Here is a 22,234-nt window from a genome sequence, read left to right on the forward strand (position 1 = left end):
TGCAAACCTGTTCATGCCGACCGTCTGCGGGCGCGCATTTCGCGGCGGCGGGCCATGGCGTCGCTGCGGCTGCTGGCTTTTTCCGGTGACGGTTGGGTTGGGCTGGTCTCGATCGGTTTTGCACCGGTTTTCTGTTCGACCGTATCGACCAAGGCCGCCAAAGTCGGGAACCGGAAAACATCGGTAATGCTGAGGCTGGGTACATTCAGCTCTTTGCGGATTTCGCGATGCGCTTGTACGGCCAACAGGGAGTGACCGCCCAGATCGAAGAAGTTATCCCGTCCGCTGATGTCGGAAACGCCCAGTATCTGCGACCAGATTGCTGCAATCTTTTGAGTGACCGACCCCCCGCCAGAAGCTGCTTCGGTCTGGACAAGTGCGGTACGTGGTTGCTGAATTGCTGGCGCAGGCAGGGATTTGCGATCCACCTTTCGGTTCGGCGTCAGCGGGAAGCTCTCCAGCGTCACGAAATGCGTCGGCACCATGTAGTCCGGCAGTTGCGCTGTCAGTGCCTGACGCAGCGCTTTATCATCCACCGACTGGTCGACCGTCATATAGGCCGCCAATTGCACCAGACCGGGCGTGTCCTCGCGCGCGATGACAACCGACTGGCGCACGCCGGCTTGCGCGTCGATCAGACTTTCAATCTCGCCCAGCTCGATCCGGTAGCCGCGCAGTTTGATCTGGTGATCGGCCCGGCCAAGGAAATCGAGCTTACCATCTGTCTGCCAGCGCACCAGATCTCCGGTGCGATAGAGCCTTGCGCCCGGTACACCTGAGAACGGGTCAGGCACGAACCGCTCGGTGGTGAGGTCCTCGCGCTGCCAGTAACCGCGGGTGACTCCAGCGCCGCCGATATACAGTTCTCCAGCCACGCCGATGGGAGCGGGGTTTCTGTGTTCGTCCAGTACGTAGACCTGCGTGTTGGCGATGGGCGTGCCGACATTGATCACGCCTTCGGCAGACACGGCGGTTTCGGTCGTTGACCAGATCGTTGTTTCCGTCGGCCCGTACATGTTTTCGATATGCGCAGGCGACAGCTTGTTGATCTGTTTGACCAGCGAGCCGGGCAGGGCCTCACCGCCGATCATCATGTGCTTGATCTTGGACAAGGCGAACCGCGCCTCATCGCTCATCAGGATCATCTGGGCCATGCTTGGGGTGCATTGCAGATGGCTGACGTTGTGGCGAATGATCTGGGCGGCGATGGAATAGTCGTTCTCGGCCAGCTCTGTATCCTGATTGGACAGGCGCAGCACCTCGGCCAGAGGTTTCAGCCCCTCCATCACCTGATCAACAGAAATGCCATAGTCGATCAGGCAGGCGATCTCATCCACGCCGATGCGTTTCAGCTCTTCGACCCGGTTCAGGCAATCCTCAACCGTACCGAACAGGCCAGAATCCTCGAAATAGCGCAGGAAGGCGAAATCGAGGATGCCTTCGAGTTCCTCATCAGACAGGCTGCCCAAATCCAGCTGGAACGGGTTCGAGACGCCTTTGGGTTTCTTGAAGGCCGGGAAGGCCCAGGCATATTGCTTGATCAGCCCGGCCGCCGAGCGCAGGTAGTCCTTCATCGGTTCGCGCGCGACCTCGCGTACTTCTTCGCGGTCCTGCCCGACATAGGTGTGCAGCATCAGGGTGACCGTATGATCATCAGGATCATGGCCTGCTTCGCGCAACGCAGCGTGGTAGATACCGATCTTTTCGGCCACCTCTTGCACGCTCTGGCCCAGAAGGTGGGTCAGGACGTTGGCCCCGATGGCGCCGGCTTCGCGCCAGGTGTCCGGATTGCCCGCGGTGGTGACCCAGACGGGCAGTTTCTTCGATACCGGGCGCGGCTGTGTAACCACGCCGTGCATATCCCCGGACTTGGTGGGAAATTCTACCGTTTCACCAGCCCAAAGTTGGCGCAAGGTGCTGATCGCCTCTAGCATCGCGGGTTTGTTTTCCGGCGGCGTATTCTCAGGCCGCAGGACAAAATCATCAGGCTGCCAGCCAGAGGCGATGGCAAGCCCCGCGCGTCCGTTGGTCAGGTTGTCGATCACCGCCCATTCTTCGGCAATGCGCGCGGTATGGTGCAGCGGCGCGACGCAGCTGCCCGCGCGGACACCGATATTCTGGGTCACGGCGGCGACGGCTGCGCCCGTCACAGACGGGTTGGGGTAGGGGCCACCGAAGGCGTGGAAATGACGCTCGGGCGTCCAGACGGCGCAGAAGCCGTTTTGATCTCCGAACTTTGCGCCCTCAAGCAACAGCTTGTACTTGTCACGCCCGACGCCGTCATCGTTGCCCCAGTAGAACAGGCTGAATTCCATGCCCTTGCCGGTGATGGATTTCCCGGCGGTGGCATCACCCGCGACCAACGCGCGGTTTTCGTCATCGCTGAGAACGATCTTGAAGCCGCGCGCCAGCGTCCAGAACAGCTCTAGCACCGAAATATCGAAGGACAGGCTGGTCACTGCCAACCAGACCCCGGCCGGATCATGGCTGATGCGATCATCCATGCCGGTGAAAAAGTTCGACACGTTGCGATGTTCGACCATGACCCCCTTGGGGCGTCCGGTCGAACCGGAGGTGTAGATCATGTAGGCGAGGTTCTCCGAACGCACGCCGCTGTCGACATTGTCTGTCGCAGCCGTTCCCAGCCGTGGGTCCGTGTCCAGCAGCAAGGCTTGCGCGCCGTGGTCGGGAAGGCTTGCGGCCAACGCGGATTCTGTCAGCACCACCTTCGCGCCACTGTCTTCAAGATAGAGCGCCGTGCGATCCGCAGGGTAGGCCGGGTCCATCGGCACATAAGCTCCGCCTGCTTTCAGGATCCCCAGCGCGCCAATCAGCAACAGCGGAGAGCGTTTGACATGAAGACCCACCAGCGTATCGGGTCCCACACCCATCTCGCGCAGAACATGCGCAACCTGATTGGCGAGAGCGTTCAACTCGGTATAGGAAAAACTGAGGTTCTCGAAGACCAGCGCCGGGGCATCTGGCGTGCGTGCGACCTGCGCCTCGAAATGCTGATGCACGCAGGCGGTCTGATCGTAAGCGGTGTCGGTATCGTTCCAGTCCTGCAGTATCTGAGCACGCTCGGTCTCGGGCAGGATCGGAAGGTCCTGGATCGCCTGACTGCGCTGCGCCTCATCAGAGAGCGCCACAAGCAGGTTTTCCAGCCGTGCGGCAAACAGGTGCATGGCGGCGTCCGAGATATGTCCGCTGTCCGCAAACAGCACGGCCTGATCCCCGGATGCGGCAAGGGTCAGGCTTGTCCCCGGAACAAGCCCGGCTGAGACATCATCAGACAAGCCGACCGCTGGCGTTTGCAGAGGGGTTGCTCCGGGCATACGCGCAGGCAAATCGCAGGCAAACGGACCCATCTCACCGACCTGCGCAATGGTTTGGCTCAGCCCCTCTTGCGCCTCTGTAAAGGCCTGATCTGCCGCAAAACGGATCGGAACCCAGCTATTGAGATAGGACGAAGCCGCATCCGATAGCCGCAGCGCCAGATCAAGGCTGAAGGTATCGCCGAGCCGCGCCATAAGGGCCGCCAGAGCCGTTTGGGCGGTGATATCGTCAAGGCCAGTTGGAAGGTGCAACACTTGCGACCGAGGCGCACCGGACGGGGCCGCTGTGTTGATCAGGGGGATCTCGATCTGCTGTAGCGCTTCAAGGCGGGTGCGCCATTTGGGTTCAGCGGACAAAGTGGCAGAAACATCGCGGTCGATCTGCGCCACCTGATCTGCGGTCGGTACAGGCAAGGCGCTGCCCCCGTTCAACAGCCCATCGGTCGAGACCGAGGCCCCCAAACCGTTGCGCAATCCGCTGACCTTAATAACTCCGTCACCTGTGGCGACAGTCAGGCTGTCGGCTGTGCTTGTCAGAATGGTGCCGGGTGTCGCGTCGGTTTGCTGATCGCTGACCTCGACCGAGCCGACCAGCCAAATCTGACCATCACGCTCGATCTTCGGACAGCAAAGCGGGTTCCAGTATTCTCCGTGATCCAAAGCGCGGGTCAGGGCGGCCAGTTCGGTTGCGGGTTTGGAGAAATCCAGCCTAGCGGCAGCCGCCGGACGGTCATTCTTGGCAAAATAGCTGCGTTGCGACAGATCTTGCGGGGTCGCGGGCTGATCCACTTCAAGCGCCCGGATGACATCACCAAAGCTTTCGATGGCGGCGCCATAGCATTTGGTGTTCAGGGTCAGGGCGGTCTCACGGTCGCTGATATCAAACAGATTTTGGGCGACAATCCCGCCCTCATCGACACCGCCCGAGATCTTGTGCCAGGTGATCCCGTGCTTTGCCTCACCGTTCAGAATGGCCCAGACCGGCGCGTTCAGGCCGGCATAGCGTGGCAGCGGGCCGTCATGAAAATTGACCGCGCCCTTGCTGGCCTTGTCCAAAAGTGTCTGCGGCAACAGATCGAGATTGGCGATGCTGAGCAGCCAGTCGAACGACACACCCCCAATCCGGTTTGACAAATCCTGACCAGGGGCATGCAGGGGCAGGGAATGCGATTGTGCCCAGGCCTCGACATCCGGGTTGCGGGTCGCCACCCCCTGAATGCTGTGCCCTGCCTCCAGCAGCATTTCCCCGCATTGAATGACAAGGGATTCATGGCCAATAAGAAATGTGCTGAAAGGCATTGTTACTCTCCAATAACTGGCTTGGATGTGCTGTCCTGCGTGGCTTTGCGAGTGGGCGCGCGAAAGCAGGCGGACAGGTCATGCCAGGCCAGGGTACGCAAAAAATGGGGTGGAACACCGCTGTCCTTACGGGTGATCAAACACCGCAACCAGTGCAGGAAACCACCGGTCAAATGTACGCAGGTGGCACAGGCCGCATAAAACCGGCCGTGGTTCTTGGTGAAATAGTGTAGGCGCGAGTCGAACCAATAGGTCGGCACCCGGCTCCAGGTTTTCATACCGGTTGAGACCGAGCCAATATGCATGACCTCGCTGGGGCGCACGTAGTCGGTGCGATAACCCGCCAGCGCGGCGCGGCGGCACAGGTCGGTTTCCTCGAAATACAGGAAAAACTGCTCGTCAAAGAGGCCGATTTTATCCAGAACGCTTTGACGCATCATCAGGCTTGCCCCAGCTGTCCAATCAACGGTGCGCGTCTCGGACGGGATGGGAATGGGCACGATCCGGTTCTTGAGCAATCGACTGACCGGGCCAAAGTTGATTCCGCTTTCAAACTCGCTGGCAATAGACGGAAAGCGAAAGCTGGTCAGATGCGGATCCCCGTCTTCACCGTGGATGTAGCTGCCGGCAAAACCAGCCTGAGGCGTGGTTTCCAGATGCTCCAACAACAGGCCTATGGCGTTCTCGGCCGGGAAAGCATCAGAGTTCAGGATATAGACGTAGTCGGGCCGCGTGCCATCGGACAGGCCCGCCCGGATGCCCACATTGTTGCCCGCGCCAAAACCGCCATTGTGACCGGACTGGATGACCCGAACGCGATTGCCGTTATCCCAGCCTTGATCCTGAACATATGCAGCGATGGCTTCAAACGATCCATCCTGTGAATCGTTGTCCACAATAATGATCTCGCCCGCGATACCCTCCATTGCCTGCCGCGCAGCGCTGACGGATCGCAGGGTCATATCCGATGTTTTGTAGTTCAGAATAACCGTCAGGAGTTTGGGATCAGACATGGTCATTCCGCCGCTTGCCGAAGGGTCGGGCGCGGGATTTGACGCTCAGCGTCTTCCAGACAGGTTTTCATCTGTGCGGCCAACACCCGGACATTGGGCTCCAACACCATCGAGTCATGATCTCCGGGTACCTCGAACACTTCGATACTCGGGGCCCAAGGCGTCCAGTCATTGTCGTGGGTCAGGTAATAGCGCTCATGATGGACCAGTTTACCCGGCCCCAGTTCCCATTTCCCGACCAAAGGCGGGCGGAACAGGGTCAGGGGGCCTTCCCAAGGGTGCAAGGGATAGCTGTTGACGCTTTCCATAAACGCGGCCTCGATCTCGGTGTCGTGGAACTGCTGACCGGTCTCGGCTGTTTCTTCTTTGGGTTGGCGTTTATGGATCTCCCAGGCGATCCGGTTCTTGGCCCATTGAATGGGGTAGCTTGCCCCTTTGTTCCGTATCTCCTGCAACTGAATCTTCAAGCGATCCGCTTTGCTGAGCGGTTGCCGTACCGGCAAGGGCGTATCCAGCATGACCAGCGCTGCGATTTCTTCGCCCGCTTCAGTCAACTGGCGCGCGATCTCGTAAGCGGTGATGCCGCCGCCCGAGAAACCACCCAGCATGTAAGGCCCGGTGGGCTGCACCTGCCGCATCTCGGCGATGTAGTCCTTGGCGGCCTCGCGCAGATCGCGATGGGGTTCTTCGTCGCCATAAAGGCCGCGTGCTTGCAAGCCATAGAAGGGCCGGTCGGTGCCCACCAGATGCGCCAGATGACGCAGGTTCAGCACGTTGCCGAACATACCCGCCACCAGGAAGAACGGAGTCTTCGGTCCACCTTCGCCGGAATGCATCGGCACCAGATGGGTAAAGCGACGTTCCGGCGTGGCCGGGGCTGCTGCTGGTGCATCCCCTTCGCCGCCATCTTTCGGCACGCCGCGGGCGGCGATCAGGTCGGCGCATTTGCGGATGGTTGGGGCCTCGAACAGGACCGAAATCGGGAAGTCCACGTTATAGGCCTTGCGGATTTGTGCGAACAGGCGCACCGCGATCAGGGAATGCCCACCCAGATCGAAGAAACTGTCCTCGACACCGATCTCATCAACACCCAGTAGTTCCTGCCAGAACCCGGCGAGGCGACGTTCGATGTCATTTTCCGGGGCGACATAATCCGAATCCAACTCGGGTCGTTGGAATTTCTGATCCGAGCTTTCGGTGGATGCGCCGCTGTCGGCGGCCTGCGCGATCAAGCCGTCCAGATCCAGCGAGGACAAGATGATCTGCGATTGCCCGCTGGCCAGTGCCTTGAAGAACAGATCGGCCCCTTCTGTCGCGGGAATACCCTGAGACAGATTGTGGCGCAGCCGTTCCTCGGCCGGGGACAGGGGCGCCGGGGCGTCGACCTCGGAGGTGATCGCTGGCGCGCTTTCGGTGAAGGCAAAATCCACGGCATCTTCCATCCGGCGGATCGAGAAGCCCTCGACCTCGATACAGATCTTGCCGTCCGGGGCGGCGATAGTGACATCGAAACTGGCGGTTTCGCCTTCAGCCCGGTTGTCGCCTGCGTTGCGGACCCAACTGACGATCTGCGCGGGCAGTGGTGCATAAACGCGGACCGAGCGATACGAGACCGGCACCCACAGGTGCGAGGCCTGATATCCGACGATCAATTCCATCGCCCAACCCGTGGCCAGATCCATTAGCGCCGGGTGCAGGTGATAGCCCGCCTCGATATCCGTTTGCAGGCCCTCCGGCAGCGCCAAATGCGCCAGACCTTCATCCTGCCCCAGTGCGGTTGAGGTCAGCACCCGCCAGCGCGGGCCAAAGTTCAGATGTGCCTCCTGCGGGGATCGCAGCCGCCCACCACCCTCCGCCTGATGGACCGAGCCGCAACGGGCAGCGATGGCCGCCACATCCAGAGGTGCGGGCGCGATCAACGGCAGCAGAGACAGGCTGGCCTGTGCGTTCAATTCAAATGCATCGTCTGACCCGCTCTCGACCGTTAGGTCATAGCCCACATCGCTGCGTGGCAGGCGCAGACGGACCTGCTGATCTTCGCTATCGGACACCGCAAGCGGGCGCAGGAAATACAGATCGCGAATTTCAAACGGACCGGTTTCACCTTGTACTCGCAGTGCCTCAGACGCCAGTTCCAGATAACCGGTGCCGGGGATCAGAGCGTGCCCGGCTTTGGTCCGGTGGTCGTTCAGGAACCATCGATCATGGGCGTTGTAGGTCGCGCTCAGCAGTCGGTTTCCGACGTCATCGAATGTTGCCTGATCCAGCATCGGTACGCTTGCCGAAGTGACCGGCGCGGGCTCAACCGATCCCGTCCGGACCTCCATCGCGTCGGCGGCCATACCGACGTCGGCCCAGATTCCCCAGTTGACCGACAGAACCTGCGTTTTGTCGCCCGAACGTGCGCGAGCATAGGCGTTCAGGTAATCGTTGGCGGCCACATAGTCGACCTGACCCACAGGCGCCGTAGCGGTTGAGCTGGACGAGAACAGAACCAGCCAGTCAAGCGATCCGTCCGGGAAGATCTGGTCGATGACCTGTGTGCCGTGGATCTTGGGCGTAAAGACGTCCTCAATCTCCATCATGGTCTTGGTCATGATCGGCGCGTCGTCGATCAGGCCAGCCGCATGGATCACGCCGTTGATCTGGCCGAATTCCTGCGTAACGCTTTCGACGCAGCGGCGCATCTCTTCGACATTGCTGACGTCGACAGACATCGGCAGCACTTTGCCCCCGGCCGTTTCCAGCTTTTCGATGGCGCGGATACGGCGGGCCGTCTTGTCCTGTGGGGCCGAGTTATTCAGTACGGTTTCCCACTGATCCCGTGGCGGAAGATCCCCGCGTGCAAGCAGGACGATATTGGCATTCACCTTGGAAATCAGCGCTTCGGCCAGTGTCAGGCCAATGCCGCCGAATCCGCCGGTGATCAGATAGGTGCCGCCGTTGCGCAGGGGCAAGTCATCCAGAGACGGTTCCGCCAGAGCCTGCGGGCGATAGCCCTGTTCAAACCGCTTGCCCGCGCGGATCGCTGCCGTGAACGATGCGGGTGGGGCCAGCAGGTCTTCCAGCACCTGATCTGTCAGGCCGTTCGGTAATGCAGGCGCGCGGCGCTTGCCTGCGTTGTGAGACAGATCGATATCCAGCAGCGCACAGGTCAAGCCGGGGAATTCGCGCGGGATCACGCGGGTCGGGCCGGTGACGGTTGCTTTTTCCGGGTAGGGCAGGGCCTCATCCCGAACCTGCAGCGCGCCCGAGCTGAGGACATGGAGGTGCAGGGGCATCGGCAAGTCTTCGTCCCCGATGGCCTGCGCCAGGAAGAACAGGCTGTAAAAGCCCTGTTCCAGATTGCGGTGGAAGAAACTACCGCCGGGGCGGAAAGTCTCGGCCTGTGTCAGCAGCCAGCCATGCACAATTCGGGTTGGGATGCGGTCCTGCGCAACCAGATCGCGGATCAGCGCATCATAGCTTTCGCGCCCGCGTTCTGGGGCCAGTTGATAGTGATCCTCGCTGATGCGCGCAAAGGCATCGCCGGGCGTGACTGTGACAACCTTATGCCCGGCTTGCTTCAGGCGCGCGGTCAGGTTGTTGCACAGCCCGGCCTCGTCCGCAAAGATCAACCAGCTTTCCTGCGCCGCCTCCGACAGATCGCCGGTGACATCGACATCGCAGGCCGCGTATTTCGGTGTCCAGGCCACGCGAAAACCCCAATCGGCGGGGTCTTCGGTGCGCATCAGCCATTGGCTGGCTGTCTCGATCTGTGTCGTGCCGGGTTCGATGAAGTAAGGTGAGCGCTGGAAGGCATAGGTGGGCAGAGGCACCCGGTTGCGCCTCGCCTCGCCCCAGATCTGTTCCCAGTCGAACGCGCCGCCCAAAGCCCAGATCCGGCCCAGCATGGCCATGAAATAAGCATCATCAGCCACGTCATCATTCGGGTGACGCAGGCTGCTGATCACCTGATTGGCGTCGACCTTATCGTGCTGTCCGGTCAGAGAGGCCAGCGCCTTGCCCGGGCCGACCTCAATGAAGATACGTTCGGGGTTCTCAGAAAGCGTGGTGATGCAATCGGCGAAATGAACGGTGTTGCGCAGATGGCCGACCCAGTATTCGGGGTCCGTGGCCTCGGCTTCGGTGATCCAGTTGCCGCTGCGGTTCGAGGGGAACGGGATCTGCGGGGCGTTCAATTCGATTGAGCGCAAATAGTCGCCGAATTCCTTCAGAATAGGCTCCAGCATCCGCGAATGCGCGGCGATATCAATCGGGATGCGCTGACAGTCTACGCCCTGATTGCGCAGGCGTTCCTCCAGATTGTCCAGCGCCGCCTGTGGGCCGGTTGCTACGCTCAGGCTGGGGGCATTCACGGCACCCAGATCGAGGTCATCGCCAAGTAGCGGCAGCAGATCATCGGCGGGCAGGGGGACGCTTAACATGCCACCGGCCGGAACCGTATCGAACAGACGCCCGCGCAGATGAACCAGACCGATGCAATCCTCAAACGACATGACACCTGCCACGCAAGCGGCGGTGTTTTCGCCCATCGAATGGCCGACCAGAGCGGTGGGCTGAACGCCCCATTCCATCCACAGCTGCGCCAGCGCATATTCGGTGATCATGATCAGCGGCAGTTGTACCGAGGGCGTTTTCAACCGCTCATCTGCGGCCTCTTCCTGGCCCGGCTCAGGCAGCCAGATCGCGCGGATATCATAGTCGAGCTTGGCCTGCAGAATATCCAGACCCCGATCCATCCAATCGGCAAAGACCGGCTCGGTCTCATAGAGGTCGCGCGCCATCCCGGCGTACTGAGCGCCCCCGCCTGGGAACATAAAGACATGCTCGGGCGCGTCCGAGATCACCGTATGCGTGAACACCCGACGTGGATCATTTTCCTCAAGGATCGTGGCGGCTTCTTCATGGGTTTCGGCGACGATGACGCGCCGCTTTTCAAACCCGCGGCGCCCGTTTTTCAACGTCCAGGCGACATCGGCCAAATCCTGATCGGGATTGGCCCGCAGATGCGCGGCCAGTGCCGCGCTGTTGGCATCCAGCGCTTTTTTGCCCCGCGCTGACACCGTGAGGATTTGAAACGGCCAATCTGACGGCTCGGATGCGGCTCGCGCGGGCGCTTCCTCCAGAATGGCGTGTGCATTCGTGCCGCCAACGCCCAGAGAGTTGACCCCGGCTCGGCGGGGACCCTTGTGCGAGACCCAATCGGTCAGAGTGTCATTCACCCGGAACGGGCTGTTCTCGAAGTCAATCGCCGGGTTGGGTTTCTCGTAGCCCAAGCTAGGCGGGATTTGCTTGTGATGCAGCGCCAGTGAGGTCTTGATCAGGCTGGCCACCCCGGCGGCGGTATCCAGATGGCCGATATTGGTCTTGACCGAGCCCAGCCGACAGAACCCCGTCTCCTGAGTGGTTTCCGAAAATGCCTGTGTCAGCGCGGCCACTTCGATCGGATCACCCAGATAGGTTCCAGTCCCGTGGCATTCGATATAGTCCACTGTATCGGCCTGAACATCGGCCATCACATGGGCTTCGGAAATCGCGGCGGCCTGACCATCCACAGATGGCGCCAAGTACCCGGCTTTGGCCGCGCCATCATTGTTGATCGCTGTGCCGCGGATCACGCCCCAGATATGGTCGCCATCCTCGATCGCATCAGACAGACGGCGCAAAATGACAGCGCCAGCACCTGAGCCAAAAACAGTGCCTTGCGCGCGATGATCGAAGGCGTGGCAATGGCCGTCGGGCGAGAGAACCTCACCCTCTTTATAAACATAACCCCTGTTTTGAGGGAGTTCGATCGTAACCCCCCCGGCGATCGCCATATCGCACTCACCGGTCAACAAAGCCTGCGTTGCATAATGCGTTGCGACCAGCGAGGTCGAGCATGCCGTCTGCACATTTACACTCGGCCCCTTGAGGTCGAGGATATGGCTCAGCCGCGTCGACAGGAAATCTTTGTCATTCCCGGTATGGCGCAACAGGAACATGCCCACATCGTCGACCAGATCCCGGTTCGAGCAGACATTGAAATAGAAGTAGCTACCCATGCCGCAGCCTGCGAACACGCCGATAGGTCCGGGGAAATTCTCGGGCGGATGGCCGGCGTTTTCCAGCGCTTCCCAAGCGACCTCAAGGAACTGACGGTGTTGCGGGTCCATGATGGCCGCTTCTTTGGGGGAAAGACCGAAGAATTCGGCGTCGAATTCTTCGAACCGGTCGAGAGGCGCGGCAAACGGAACATAATCAGGCCGCTCAAGCAGATGCGGAGTTTCGCCGTTCGCAAGGAGTTGCTCTCTGCTGAGTTGGCGGATGGACTCCAGCCCCTCACGCAAGTTCGACCAATAGGTTTCAACCGAAGGCGCACCAGGCAAATGCGCGGCCATACCTATAATTGCGATATCGCCTTCCCGAGTAGAGATACTCACAGTTGAACCATCCATAACTTTAATGAGGCGAGCTTAAACCGCCCCGAAGAGATTTCCAAACAAAACAGGAAGGAAACCCATAGTTCATCTAGTTTTTGTTGCACCGATCTCGGCTGTCGTGGCCCAAGGAGCTATGTCAACGGAGTTCAGTGGAAATAGAGCACGTCAATTCGTGTAAAAGAAACTGCTCAAGCAACATGAAGTAGACGATATTGGTGAATGGAAAACTCGTTATCCAGTTTTAGTGGCCAGTTGCTCGAACTACGACGCCGACGGTCGCGCACAAAATGCCAAGATCAGTCATAAGTCTCAGGTCTTCCGCGTACGAGGTATCAAACTCAGCTCGGCCAGCAAATGTACTCGCATTACGCTCTGACACTTGCCAAGATCCAGTCAGGCCTGGCCGCAGAGAGAAATAGGCTTTGCCCGGGTAAAGCTTTTGTTGCTCCGGCATCATCGGACGAGGTCCAACTAGACTCATTTCGCCGATCAGGACATTCCAGAGTTGAGGCAGTTCATCTAGCGAAGTTTTGCGCAAAATGAGGCCAAACGAAGTAATGCGCGGGTCGTCCTTGAGTTTTTGGGTTTCTTCCCACTCTAGTCGTGCCAGCGTATTCGTCGCCAAATACTCATCGAGCAAGGACTTTGCGTCAGGGACCATTGTGCGGAGTTTCCACATCGTGAAGATACGCCCGTCTCGACCAACGCGTTGTTGGCCATAAAAGGGGTTGTAGCCGTCCCGAGCTACCAGCACCGCCAGCACTAAGACTATCGGCACAACAAAGGGTAGCGACAGCGTAACAACACTCACATCAAGAATGCGCTTGAAGAATTTTTGATATAGTGGAGTGAGTCTTGCAAGAGGCAGGCTGCACTGACGGACAGACTCGCTCGCCGCGATCTTCACGGAAACATTCGTATCTTGAATAGACATTACTATCTACCTTTTAACCTAAAGCCACAAATACGGCTTCACCAATACACCATGCTCTGAAGGGCCAAATACAAACCCTTGACGCATTCAAAGCATGAAGAACTTCTAGCTTACAACTTTGCGTCTTTTACTCAGCTTTGACTGTATACGTATATGAACTTCATCACAACGAGGCAAATACTTCAGTGCGTCAAATTTTCGCCCTAATAATGCTACAATTGGACGAAGTGCCCGCGATTGTTTAACCTAGTGCACGAAGCCTCAATCTTAGGTTGCGCGCACTCTACGACCCCATTCTTCTTGTTCTGTAATTCAGCATCCGGATGTCGGTAGAAAACCACAAGATCTTTGCGTTTTAGGGCTGCGGCCATTTGATTCGTCAGCTCAAAAGCAGCTTCAGATAGTCGCCATATGTAGACTTTGCGAACAAACGCGCGCGCTCTTCCAGCGCCGCATCATCGATCCAGCCGTTAGCCCAGGCGATCTCATCGAGGCTTCCGGTCTGCATGCCCTGCCGGTCCGTTAGCGTGCGCACAAAGTTCCCGGCATCCAGCAGGGATCCATGCGTGCCGGTATCGAGCCAGGCAAATCCGCGGCCCATGGTTTGAACATTCAGAAGCCCGTTGGTCAGGTACATCTCGAGCAGGGATGTAATCTCCAGTTCGCCACGCTTGGAGGGTTGAACTTCGCGCGCGCGCGCCGGGGCATCGCCGTCGAGGAAATAAAGTCCGGTTACGGCATAATTCGACGGCGGCACTTTGGGTTTTTCAATGATGCCGCGCGCCTTTCTGCCTTCGAAATCAACCACGCCATACCGTTCGGGGTCCGCAACACGGTAAGCAAATACCGTTCCGCCCTTCTCCTGTGCGTTTGCTTCAAGCAGCAGATCTGGAAGGCCGTGGCCGAAGAAAATATTGTCTCCCAGGATCATCGCCGACGGAGCCCCTGCCAGAAAATCTTCGGCCAGGGTATAAGCCTGTGCCAGGCCATCCGGGGATGGCTGCGTAATCCAGGTCAATGAAAGCCCGTATTGGCTGCCGTCGCCCAGCAGGCGCTGGAACTGGTCCTGATCCTGTGGCGTCGTGATAATCGCGATCTCGCGAATGTTTGAGAGCATGAGGACGCTGAGCGGATAAAAGATCATCGGCTTGTCGTAGATCGGCAGCAGCTGTTTTGAGACCGCCATGGTGATCGGATAAAGCCGGGTGCCAGACCCACCGGCAAGAATAATACCTTTGCGCTGCATGATCTGTCCTTTCAGGATTCAGCCGCTCGCGACCTTCAATTCAGCCAATACATTGGCCAGACCGATTTTCCAGTCAGGCCGGGAAATTTCGAAGATGTCTTTAAGCCGCGAACATTCCAGACGCGAATTCAGCGGTCTGGGGGCCGGGGTCGGGTAATCCGTTGTTGGTACGTTTTCGATCTGAACCGCAAGGCCCGCCTGCGAAACAATTTCGCGCGCGAAATCTGCCCAACTGACGTCTGGGTTACCCGAATAGTGAAACAGGCCACCTTCGGCCCGCCCACTGGTTTTGGCGATGGTCAACAGCGTGTCAGCAATATCGGCCGCGGGGGTCGGCCCACCGATCTGATCTGCAACAATGGTCAACCGGTCACGGGTCTCGGCCAGCCTCAGGATGGTTTTTACAAAGTTCTTCCCATGGGCTGAAAACACCCAGCTCGTACGTAGAATGGCGTGCCACCCCCCGGCCAGGGCAATCTGGCGCTCTCCGTCCAGTTTGGTCTGGCCATACACACCCAACGGACCGGTCGGGGCCTGCGTGGTTCGTGGAGTGTCCCCCGCTCCATCAAACACATAATCGGTCGAGATATGCAGGAGGGGAAGGCCCCGATCTGCCGCAGCACGCGCCATTGCGCCTGGTGCGTCGCCATTGATCCGCTGAGCCAGGCCCTGTTCTTCTTCAGCCTTGTCAACCGCTGTATAGGCAGCGGCATTGATGATCACATCAGCGTCTGTGCGCTGGACAAGTGCTGCGCAAACTGTAGGGTCAGACAGATCCGCCTGAGACCGATCCAACGCCTCAACCGCGATGTCATGAGTTTTCGCACGCCTGCGCAGCTCCGTCGCCACCTGACCGCTAGAGCCGAATACCAACGCCTTCATTTCGCGATCCCGAGCCGCTCGCCCACTCCGCTGCGCGTCTGTAGTGCGTTCAGCCATGCGCTATTCTCCAGATACCACTGAACTGTCTGTTCCAACCCGGTCTCAGGCGTGTAGGACGGACGCCAGTTCAGCTCTTCGCGGATACGGGTTGGGTCTATCGCATAGCGGCGATCGTGGCCGGGGCGGTCTGTGACAAAGGTGATCAGATCGGCATAGGGCGTCTTGCCCGGACTCAGCCGGTCCAGGGTCGCGCAGAGCAATTTGACCAGATCAAGATTGGTCATCTCGTTTTCGCCCCCGATGTTATAGCTACGGCCCAACTGACCTTTTTCCAGCACCAGTAGCAGTGCCTCGGCATGATCTTCGACATGTAGCCAATCGCGGATGTTATCCCCCGCCCCGTAGATTGGGATCGGCTGACCCGACAGCGCGTTGAGGATCACCACCGGGATCAGCTTTTCCGGAAACTGATAGGGGCCGTAATTGTTCGAGCAATTGGTTAGAACCACCGGCAGGCCATAGGTTTCGCGCCACGCCCGCACAAGGTGATCTGATCCAGCCTTCGAGGCGGAATAGGGCGAATTGGGCTGATAGGGGCTGTCTTCGGTGAAAAACCCGGTCTCGCCCAGAGATCCAAAGACCTCATCAGTCGAGATGTGATGAAAGCGGAAGCTCTCGGGTCGGCCAGCATCCATCCAGTAGGCACGGGCCGCTTCCAGCAGCACATATGTTCCGGTTACATTTGTGTCGATAAAGGCTGCAGGACCATCGATGGAACGGTCGACATGGCTTTCGGCGGCCAAATGCATGATTGCGTCAGGCTGATGCTTGCGCAGAATGCCGGACATCGCACCGGCATCCCGAATGTCAGCATGTTCAAATGCATAGCCCGGCGCGTCGGTAACCGAAGCGACATTATCCAGACAGGCGGCATAGGTGAGAGCATCGACATTGACGACCGAATGTCCCTCGGCAATCGCGCGGCGGATAACAGCAGAGCCAATAAAGCCCGCACCGCCCGTGACCATAATTTTCATCAACCATCCTCAATCGTGAACGGGGTATCTATATCTCGTAAAAATGGAGCTGCTCTATCTTTATCGGATAATTGTGGTTCGGCCATATCTAGCGGCCAATTAATTCCAATTTCGGGATCATCCCACCGAATGCTGCCCTCTGTTTCCGGTGCATAGGTGTCGGAGCATTTGTAAACGATCTCGGTATCTGGCTCCAATGTCATGAAGCCATGCGCAAACCCCGAGGGAATAAACATCATCCGGCCGTTTTCGAAGCTGAGCTCTTCACCAACCCACTGGCCGAAGGTGGGGGAGCCTTTTCGGATATCCACGGCCACGTCAAAAAGACGCCCGCGCCCACAGCGGACCAGCTTGGCCTGCGCGCGTGGGGGCGCTTGGAAATGCAGGCCGCGTACTGTGCCAGCGACGCTTGAAAGCGAATGGTTGTCCTGAACAAACTCGGTTTCGATGCCTTCGGCGGCAAATTTTTCGAGGTTATAAGTTTCTTCAAAGAACCCGCGATGATCACCGACGCGTCTTGGATAGATTAGAGTTACGTCCGAGATATGTAGATGCGCTAAAATCATGAATTGGAGTATCTCGCGTTGCTATCTGATTGAATTGCATGGCATTGTTGATTCCGATTGATCAGCCCCACCTATGTTGCCCGGTTTGATTGTTAGTGCATGGTTGACCCTTAGTCCATCAGGACAAATCGCACGTTTTCGCCCCTCACCTTTGTATGCTCCGCGACATGGTGGGATGACCAATACGCATCACTGAAGGGGAATCTGCAGGTCAGGTCAATTTGGTTACAGTCATTCAATGGGCGGATTTTATGGAGTTTGAGATCGCCGTTGCGAGCGCGTGTGCATTTTTCTTGTGATCAAATAATTGCAGCGCTTTAGCACGCGCGTTTTTGCCCATCTCGGCACGGAGCTCTGGATTTGACGCTAAAGTCCGAGTTGCCGCAGCTATGGAACCGACGTCTTTTTGCGGTACCAAAAAACCATCATGCCCATCCTCAATCATATCCGGTGTAGCGCCGATGATTGAACATATAGCAGGAATGCCACAGGCCATGGCCTCCATTACCGCGACAGGAGCTGCTTCATTTATACTGGTCAGAACCAGAGTGTCGCTCGTATGCAGAAGTTCCAAAACTGCGGCCTCCTCCAGCGAGCCCCAAAACTTGACATATTTGGTTAGTCCTAACTGTTTCACCTCGTCTTCAATACCTTGTTGGAATGGGCCATCACCAACAATGTCATAGTAGATTTCAATGCCCTCTTCGAGCAGGGCCGCCATCGCTCGCAAAAAATACCTATGACCTTTGGTGTCAGTCAATCTTGCAACGGTGACAGCCCGTATTGCTCCTGACTGTTCATGGGTTTGAGGTTTGGGAACGGGTTTAAATCGATCTGTATCTACACCCATCCAGATGACCGGAGTAGGTTTTTTTAGACCAATCTCTTCGCGAAGTTCATTACTTAGCTGGTTTGTAACTGCGCTGACGAAGGTCGCTCCACTCATTTTCGAAGGGTGGTCCACGCCGTAGTTTCCCAGATCCCCGTGCAAAGTTAGGCTATAAGTTATGTTGAAAAGGATGTTAGTCATCGCACCAACATGAGCAGAATTTGCACAAGAATGTATATGTATATGTGGAATATCTTGAGTTAGGCAGAAAATCCCCAAATCCGTGGCCGACGGGATAAGACCAAGTAGTTTCAATCGAGACGACAGAGGGGTTTCCTGCAAGCCCATTACATACTTGATTGCTCTTGCCGTACGTCTTGGATGACTAACAATGTAACCTAAGGCCTTCGTCAGCTTTGGAGGGAATATATAGTGCGTGCGATCCTGCGCTTCGTTGGCAAAGGCATGTGGACAGCTACCAGCTTGCGGTCTTCTAGTAGAAACAAGGAAGACATCCAAATTTGCCTCTTCAAGTGCCTGAGCCTCTCTCCAAAAGAAAGCATGCGTTTGACCGGGAAATTCAGGTACCAAGTATCCGATACGAAGAGAGTTACTCATAAAATTATCCAAGCTTAGGTTATCAGAAGGCAATCTACTAATCAGTTTAGCCGCTACGATATAGTGAGAATTTCAATGAGCAATTCAATTTCAAACATAGCTGTAGTCGCATATTTTTTCGGTCTTTGTCATTGATGAAATGATGGTCCGTTCTGGCTCAGATGGCAATCGCGCTTCTGCAAATATCAAGCCTCATAGTCGGCTTTGTTGCACAAATCGGTTCAAGGATTCATTTTGTGAATTCAGCGTTGTAGCCGGGAGGCATGAGCAGTTGGTCCCCTACGAAGTACAAGACCAGGAGCTAGGCTTCGTAAAACGCGGCGTTGAAGCAGCGCGGTTCGCCATCGAACTGGTTTGATCCTGAGATGCCTTGGCATGCGCGTCCGACAGGCAAGCGCGGGCGTCAGCCTGAGTTCCGCGACACGACGATCCAGTTCTGCCTGTCGACCAAGGCTCTGTTCAAGCTGCCACTCCGGCAGACCGCCGGGATGGTCGGCAGCTTTTTGCAATTGACTGGGCTGGACTGGTCCGTTCCCGATTTCGCTACGCTGTGCCGCCGACAGAAAGCGCTGGCCGTCCGGCTGCGCAGTCATCAACCGCTTCAATGCACGCGGCACCGCCAAGATCGTCCGTGCCCCCTAAGTTCAGAGGGGAAAGGAGGAGACAGACCTCAAGAAAGAGTTCTGCAACAACGCCGCGCCGATGGGTCCTGAGCTTAGTTCACTATCTTTGCCAAGTGGTTCATTCTTGCCTGGAATTCTTGGGAAAAGTCATGTCTAATTGCAAATTCCATAGCATTTTTTGATCGCTCTTTTACCTGATTGCGATTTCTATCCAGCTTTTCGAGGCATTCGGCGGTTTGTTCGATATTAGCCATCCGCACCGTCCAACCTCCACCAGACATCTTGCACAATGGACGCCACATTAGGTTGTCGTACCCGACAATCGGCAGGCCGCACCCCATACTTTCCAAATAGGTGCAAGAAGGATCCGACTGTCTGTGACAGCACAAGAATATATCCGCCGATGTACGTGCATAAGGCACCAGCTCGGTTTCAAAATCTATCGGTTTATGGAGCTTTACTTTCGTTTTCAAATTGTTGTTGCAAATGTCTTCAAATATTGCATCACGCAATGAGCCTGAACCAAAAATCTCCAGCGTAAATGGAACGCCTTTAGCGTTGAGTTTTGCGGCTATTGGAACCAGATCTTGTGCGCCTTTCATCGGCTCCAAGCGCCCTGAATAGATCAAACGCAAGGGCAATTTGCTATCTATGTAGGAAAAACGCTCGTCCATTTCAGTCTGTGTGACAAACAGATCTGGCTTCATTCTGTTATCCAGGTACATCATGCTGTTTGAATTCAGCTTCGAATAAGATTCGTAGCCTGGATATCCATTTGATTGAAGGCCAGATGCTTTTCGAAAGGCACGGCGCCGTCGATATTCGTGTCGCGTGTGCCACAATAGAGAATAGGCCCGCTTCAACAAGCTCCTGGATTTATCCAAAAGAACAATCTGAGTACGTGTACCGAAAACATATTCGACCGTATATACTACCTTGACGCCTTCTTTGGCTCCAATATCCGCGAGGTCTAAATTGACAGGATCGTCCCCACCGCAGAAAATTAGATCGTAGTTGGATATCATCTTGTTAGTAATAGGTTCGTCTGGTCCAATAACCTCAAGACCAAAACTGAGATCTTTCGCCTTGACCGTTCTCGAAAAGGGAATATGGTCAGCCCCCCTTCGTAAAACGCAATCAACAGGCCCGTCCCAAAGCTCACAGTGCAGCTTCATTCCTTCAATGAATTTTGTATCCAACTCCAATTCTTCGCCGTTTTCTATCACCGGGGCGGTGGCAACAATTAATAACTTGGACATGCAAAATAACTCACAAAAAAAGCCGGGCCTTGATAGGCTAGCATAGCTCCGAACATCATGGTTTGATCGATTTCATATCATTGCCTCATTGTATCAGTATTGTAGGCATTGCCAACTTGTTTACGCGTGGTTGAATAGGGTGAGGCCAGTTCCTGTCAGGGGATCTTTTCGACAACATAACCGTCCCAGAGGGCTGTGTTGGGTATTGCCAAAAATAGGGGCTATTTAGCGACTGCAAAACGCAACCGTATTTTTGATCTCATTCAATCGACCATGTACACCGTTTCGCCGGTTTCTATTGCCCGTTGCGCCGCTTGCCCCATTCTGACGGCCCAGAGGCCGTCATTCAAACTCACATCCGGTTTTGCTTTTTCGCCACGAAGCACTGCCAAAAAACCTTTGTGCTGGTAGTAGGTCGACCCATTGTGATCCCCCGCCGCCAACAGGTTCGGGTCCACTGGAACGTCCATTGATACGGGGCCTTTGGGATTGCGCGGACTGATGATTACACGCGGAGGCGGGGGGGCGCCCAAATGATCCTGCCAAAAGCGCTCGGGTCCTGGAACCAGCGCCTCGATTTTAGCATCTGGTCCGACGGCCGAGATTTCTTCCTGATAGCGAGAGCCTTCGGCAAACATGCAAAGCTCCAACATCGCGCGCGCGCCCGAAGCAAAGTCGACAAGAACATAGCCGTGATCCAGAATATCTGGGGTTTGGCCGTCGTAGCTCTCGTCCAAATGGTTCACCGCCTGCCCACCACTCGCCGTTATCCGTACCGGGTCGGATTGCAATATCAGGCGCATTAGGTCGAAGAAGTGGCAGCATTTTTCGACAAAAGTACCGCCAGTATTACGGTTGAAACGGTTCCAATGGCCGACCTTGTCCAGAAAAGGAAAACGATGCTCGCGGATCGACAACATTTTTATTCCACCAGTCACCTGGGCCTTCTCGATCAGAGCCGCAACAGGGGGCATGTACCGGTATTCCATCGCGACCCAAATCGGGCAGGGGTAGTCGCGCTGCAACTGTTCGAGCCGGGCCACGTCTTGCAGGTCGGTGAACAATGGCTTTTCTACCAAAAGCGGCAGCGGACGTGTTTCAGCGATTTCGCAAATCTGGTCCACATGAAGATGGTTTGGACTAACAATGACGACGCAGTCCAGTTCTTCAACCGTCAGAAGCTCTTGCACGGAACCTACCATGACAGCAGTCGGCGCAATTGCCTTGGCGACTTTTGCCATCTCTGGATCGGGCTCAAAGATCACTGCCACATTCGTACCGTCTAGCAATGCGATATTGTTCAGGTGCTCTTGCCCCATCATGCCGCATCCAATCAGCCCGTAATTGATGGTCCGGGTCATGTGCGATTCCTTTTACTTCAAACGTTGTACGTAGTTGGCCCGATCTGGGTCGAACCATGTTTTTGAGAACTCAACAGGTTCGGCGCTTTCCGACCAGCTGAAACGCTCGATATAACCTACTGTTTGGCCCGCTGGTTTGGTGAAATCAGGAGGTGTCCAGTCCGGTAGCGGCCGAACCGAGACTCTGTCTTCGGCTCTTGCGATCCAAAAGCCCAATTGGCGCTGATAGTAGCGATAGAGTGAGTCGGACAGCAGGCTCTGGTCGATCAGGCCCGCTGATTCGTCCAGCCAAATTTCTTCGACAGCGATGATTGTATCATTCAGGTAGCGCATCCGCCGGACGCGCGAACCGGCATCAGAAACACCGAATTTTGGCAGAACCACTGGCTTCCTTAGATGGTCAACTGACAGGATATCCGCACGCGGCAGGCCACCCCCTTCAGGTAGTTCCAGCCTGAACATTGCATAGACGCTGTTTTGTGTACCGGTCTCGCGGATGTAGTTGCCTGAGCCCTGGATGCGCTCCAACATCCCCTTTTTTTCTAGCTCCGAGAGCGATTTTCGGAGCGTTCCAACCGAGACATTCAGCTCCGCTGCCATCTCTCGCTCGGGCGGCAAACGCTCACCATCAATAAGGCGTCCAGCTGCGATGTCGCGGATCAGAAGTTCCGCGATCTGAATATATACCGGCAGGGCACTTGAGTTTCGGTTGGATGCAGGCACGGTCGACGCTTCACTCGGTCGCAGGAAAAATTGATACACTATTGATCTACATCAAAGCGATTGCTACGCAAGAGGAAAGTCAAA

Annotated in this window: 12 protein-coding genes and 1 pseudogene; 1 reads left to right on the plus strand and 12 read right to left on the minus strand. The window is 56.6% G+C overall.

Going from position 1 to position 22,234, the window contains the following annotated elements:
• Positions 1–11: 11 nt before the first annotated feature.
• From AC2FD8_RS07410 to epsE, 9 genes are all read right to left on the minus strand, one after another.
• On the minus strand, positions 12–4,577 hold the full coding sequence (locus AC2FD8_RS07410) for a MupA/Atu3671 family FMN-dependent luciferase-like monooxygenase (protein WP_496855293.1): 4,566 nt from the start codon (positions 4,575–4,577) through the stop codon (positions 12–14).
• 59 nt (positions 4,578–4,636) lie between these two features.
• The gene (locus AC2FD8_RS07415; RefSeq protein ID WP_496855291.1) at positions 4,637–5,647 is read right to left on the minus strand and encodes a glycosyltransferase family 2 protein; all 1,011 of its coding nucleotides are present in this window, start codon (positions 5,645–5,647) and stop codon (positions 4,637–4,639) included.
• A 2-nt stretch (positions 5,648–5,649) separates the two neighbouring features.
• A complete protein-coding gene (locus tag AC2FD8_RS07420) occupies positions 5,650–12,087 on the minus strand; it encodes a type I polyketide synthase (protein WP_496855289.1) in 6,438 nt (2,145 codons plus the stop codon).
• Between the two features lie 226 nt (positions 12,088–12,313).
• Positions 12,314–13,006, minus strand: a complete 693-nt coding sequence (locus AC2FD8_RS07425) for a sugar transferase (RefSeq protein WP_496855287.1) — start codon at positions 13,004–13,006, stop codon at positions 12,314–12,316.
• A 379-nt stretch (positions 13,007–13,385) separates the two neighbouring features.
• Positions 13,386–14,255, minus strand: a complete 870-nt coding sequence (rfbA, locus tag AC2FD8_RS07430) for a glucose-1-phosphate thymidylyltransferase RfbA (RefSeq protein WP_496855385.1) — start codon at positions 14,253–14,255, stop codon at positions 13,386–13,388.
• A gap of 15 nt (positions 14,256–14,270) precedes the next feature.
• Positions 14,271–15,134 (minus strand): dTDP-4-dehydrorhamnose reductase, encoded by an 864-nt coding sequence (gene rfbD, locus AC2FD8_RS07435; RefSeq protein WP_496855383.1) that lies wholly within the window; start codon positions 15,132–15,134, stop codon positions 14,271–14,273.
• On the minus strand, positions 15,131–16,171 hold the full coding sequence (gene rfbB, locus AC2FD8_RS07440; protein ID WP_496855285.1) for a dTDP-glucose 4,6-dehydratase: 1,041 nt from the start codon (positions 16,169–16,171) through the stop codon (positions 15,131–15,133). Before rfbB ends, rfbD begins: the two co-directional genes overlap by 4 nt.
• The gene (rfbC, locus tag AC2FD8_RS07445; RefSeq protein ID WP_496855284.1) at positions 16,171–16,737 is read right to left on the minus strand and encodes a dTDP-4-dehydrorhamnose 3,5-epimerase; all 567 of its coding nucleotides are present in this window, start codon (positions 16,735–16,737) and stop codon (positions 16,171–16,173) included. The genes rfbB and rfbC overlap by 1 nt, the downstream gene beginning before the upstream one ends.
• Positions 16,738–16,972: 235 nt before the next feature.
• Entirely contained in the window at positions 16,973–18,184 is a 1,212-nt protein-coding gene (gene epsE, locus AC2FD8_RS07450; RefSeq protein ID WP_496855282.1) for an exopolysaccharide biosynthesis GT4 family glycosyltransferase EpsE, read from the minus strand.
• A 323-nt stretch (positions 18,185–18,507) separates the two neighbouring features.
• On the opposite strand from epsE, the pseudogene AC2FD8_RS07455 reads away from it, so the two are divergent.
• Positions 18,508–18,768, plus strand: a pseudogene (locus tag AC2FD8_RS07455) (transposase); the annotation flags it as partial.
• Positions 18,769–18,899: 131 nt separating this feature from the next.
• Here AC2FD8_RS07455 and AC2FD8_RS07460 read toward each other — a convergent pair.
• The 3 genes from AC2FD8_RS07460 to AC2FD8_RS07470 all read right to left on the minus strand — a co-directional run bounded on the left by AC2FD8_RS07460 (position 18,900) and on the right by AC2FD8_RS07470 (position 22,150).
• A complete protein-coding gene (locus tag AC2FD8_RS07460) occupies positions 18,900–20,066 on the minus strand; it encodes a glycosyltransferase (protein ID WP_496855280.1) in 1,167 nt (388 codons plus the stop codon).
• Between the two features lie 263 nt (positions 20,067–20,329).
• The gene (locus AC2FD8_RS07465) at positions 20,330–21,427 is read right to left on the minus strand and encodes a Gfo/Idh/MocA family protein (protein WP_496855278.1); all 1,098 of its coding nucleotides are present in this window, start codon (positions 21,425–21,427) and stop codon (positions 20,330–20,332) included.
• Positions 21,428–21,439: 12 nt separating this feature from the next.
• Positions 21,440–22,150, minus strand: a complete 711-nt coding sequence (locus tag AC2FD8_RS07470; RefSeq protein ID WP_496855276.1) for a GntR family transcriptional regulator — start codon at positions 22,148–22,150, stop codon at positions 21,440–21,442.
• Between the last annotated feature and the right edge of the window lie 84 nt (positions 22,151–22,234).

The sequence above is a fragment of the Ruegeria sp. YTSC192 genome (assembly GCF_059609705.1).

What these genes read in the sequence shown, in the direction of transcription:
- epsE (WP_496855282.1), bottom strand. Translation starts at nt 18,184, where the DNA reads ATGAGTAACTCTCTTCGTATCGGATACTTGGTACCTGAATTTCCCGGT.
- AC2FD8_RS07415 (WP_496855291.1), bottom strand. Translation starts at nt 5,647, where the DNA reads ATGTCTGATCCCAAACTCCTGACGGTTATTCTGAACTACAAAACATCG.
- rfbB (WP_496855285.1), bottom strand. Translation starts at nt 16,171, where the DNA reads ATGAAAATTATGGTCACGGGCGGTGCGGGCTTTATTGGCTCTGCTGTT.
- AC2FD8_RS07420 (WP_496855289.1), bottom strand. Translation starts at nt 12,087, where the DNA reads ATGGATGGTTCAACTGTGAGTATCTCTACTCGGGAAGGCGATATCGCA.
- AC2FD8_RS07425 (WP_496855287.1), bottom strand. Translation starts at nt 13,006, where the DNA reads ATGTCTATTCAAGATACGAATGTTTCCGTGAAGATCGCGGCGAGCGAG.
- rfbD (WP_496855383.1), bottom strand. Translation starts at nt 15,134, where the DNA reads ATGAAGGCGTTGGTATTCGGCTCTAGCGGTCAGGTGGCGACGGAGCTG.
- AC2FD8_RS07465 (WP_496855278.1), bottom strand. Translation starts at nt 21,427, where the DNA reads ATGACCCGGACCATCAATTACGGGCTGATTGGATGCGGCATGATGGGG.
- AC2FD8_RS07460 (WP_496855280.1), bottom strand. Translation starts at nt 20,066, where the DNA reads ATGTCCAAGTTATTAATTGTTGCCACCGCCCCGGTGATAGAAAACGGC.
- AC2FD8_RS07410 (WP_496855293.1), bottom strand. Translation starts at nt 4,577, where the DNA reads ATGCTGCTGGAGGCAGGGCACAGCATTCAGGGGGTGGCGACCCGCAAC.
- rfbC (WP_496855284.1), bottom strand. Translation starts at nt 16,737, where the DNA reads ATGATTTTAGCGCATCTACATATCTCGGACGTAACTCTAATCTATCCA.